At 64.0% G+C, this 1,565-nt stretch carries 2 protein-coding genes and 1 pseudogene; all 3 read left to right on the plus strand.

Translation table 11 applies throughout. The features are described 5' to 3' along the window. Positions 1-165, plus strand: a pseudogene (locus CUC53_RS18665) (methylcrotonoyl-CoA carboxylase); the annotation flags it as partial. An 11-nt stretch (positions 166-176) separates the two neighbouring features. Next, positions 177-1,031: an enoyl-CoA hydratase-related protein gene (locus CUC53_RS18670; protein WP_100295437.1), complete on the plus strand. Its 855-nt coding sequence runs from the start codon at positions 177-179 to the stop codon at positions 1,029-1,031. Continuing rightward, a partial coding sequence (locus CUC53_RS18675; protein WP_272896789.1) for a biotin carboxylase N-terminal domain-containing protein occupies positions 1,028-1,565 on the plus strand: 538 nt, incomplete at its 3' end. The genes CUC53_RS18670 and CUC53_RS18675, both read left to right, overlap by 4 nt.

The raw sequence follows: 1,565 nt of genomic DNA on the forward strand, positions 1-1,565 counted from the left end.
CTTGAGCAGTATGAGCGCCAAGGCCACCCCTACTACGCCAGCGCCCGCCTGTGGGATGACGGCGTTATCGATCCGGCCCAGAGCCGCACCGTGCTGGCCCTGGCACTGGCCGCCTGTCAAGGGGCCGAGCTTGGCCCTGAGCAGTACGGCATCTTTCGGATGTAAGGAGCACGCCAATGTCAACCCCCCTTCCCCCTGCCTCTCACGCTGCCACCTTGGGCTCATTTCGGCTGGAGCGCCATGGCCCGCTGGCCGAGCTGGTGTTGTCACGCCCCACCCATCACAACGCGCTGGATGCTGACTTGATGACGGGGCTGCTCGACTGCCTCTATGATCTCGCCCATCGCCATGGTCATGACCTCGCCGAGCGTCCTCGCGCCCTGCTGCTACGGGCCGAGGGCACACACTTTTGCGCCGGCGCCGATCTCAACTGGATGCGCAATCTGGCTCACGCCGATGTCGAACACAACCGGGAAGATGCCCGGGTACTGGCGCGGCTGCTGCAAGCCCTCGATGAACTGCCCTTTCCCACGGTGGCGCTGGTGCAAGGGGCCGCCTATGGCGGGGCGCTGGGGCTGATTTGCGCCTGCGATCTGGTGCTGGCCAGCGACGATGCCCGCTTCTGCCTCTCCGAGGTGAGCTTGGGTCTGGTGCCAGCGGTGATCAGCCCCTACGTGGTGCGCACCATGGGGATGCGCCAAGCCCGCCGCTACATGCTCAGCGCCGAGCCATTCGATGCCATCACCGCCTGTCGGCTCAATGTGGCGCACCAGCTCTGCAAGCCGGATCAGCTCCTAGCGCAAGGGCGAGCGCAAGCCCTGCGGCTATGCCGCAATGGGCCGGAGGCGATGAAAGAGACCAAACGACTCTTGGCGGCCCTAGACGCCGATGCGCCAGCGCTTCACCAAGCACGCACTGTCGAGACCATCGCCCGAGTACGGGTTGGCCCTGAAGCCCAAGAGGGGATGCAGGCCTTCTTCGACAAACGACCTCCCACTTGGCGCACCTTGACCAGCAAGGAGCCACAATGACCCGTCACTCTCAGATTAAACGTCTACTGATTGCCAACCGTGGCGAGATCGCCGTGCGGATCATCAAGACGGCAAAACGCCTCGGCATTCATACCATCGCCCTCTACTCCGATGCCGACGCCCACGCCATGCACACCCGTTTGGCCGATGAGGCTTGGCATCTGGGGCCAGCGCCAGCCAAAGAGAGCTACCTCGACACCGGCAAGGTGCTGACCATTGCCAAAGCGGCGCGCGCCGATGCCATCCACCCCGGTTATGGCTTTTTGTCAGAAAACAGCGACTTTGCCACCGCCTGCGAGCAACGCGGCCTGCGCTTTGTCGGCCCAAGCGGCGCCGCCATTTTGGCCATGGGCGATAAATCGGGCGCCAAGGCACTGATGCAGGCGGCGGGAGTGCCGGTGCTGCCCGGTTATCACGGCACCGATCAACGGCCCGATTTTTTACGTGATCAGGCGAGCCAGATTGGCTTTCCGCTCCTTATCAAGGCTGCCTGTGGTGGTGGCGGCAAAGGGATGCGCCGAGTTGACCAGCTGG

This window comes from Aeromonas cavernicola, from assembly GCF_002795305.1.
GTDB classification, from domain to species: domain Bacteria; phylum Pseudomonadota; class Gammaproteobacteria; order Enterobacterales; family Aeromonadaceae; genus Aeromonas; species Aeromonas cavernicola.

Bases quoted from the DNA above. Each gene is read 5' to 3' on its own strand.
- CUC53_RS18670 (WP_100295437.1), top strand. From the start codon at position 177: ATGTCAACCCCCCTTCCCCCTGCCTCTCACGCTGCCACCTTGGGCTCA.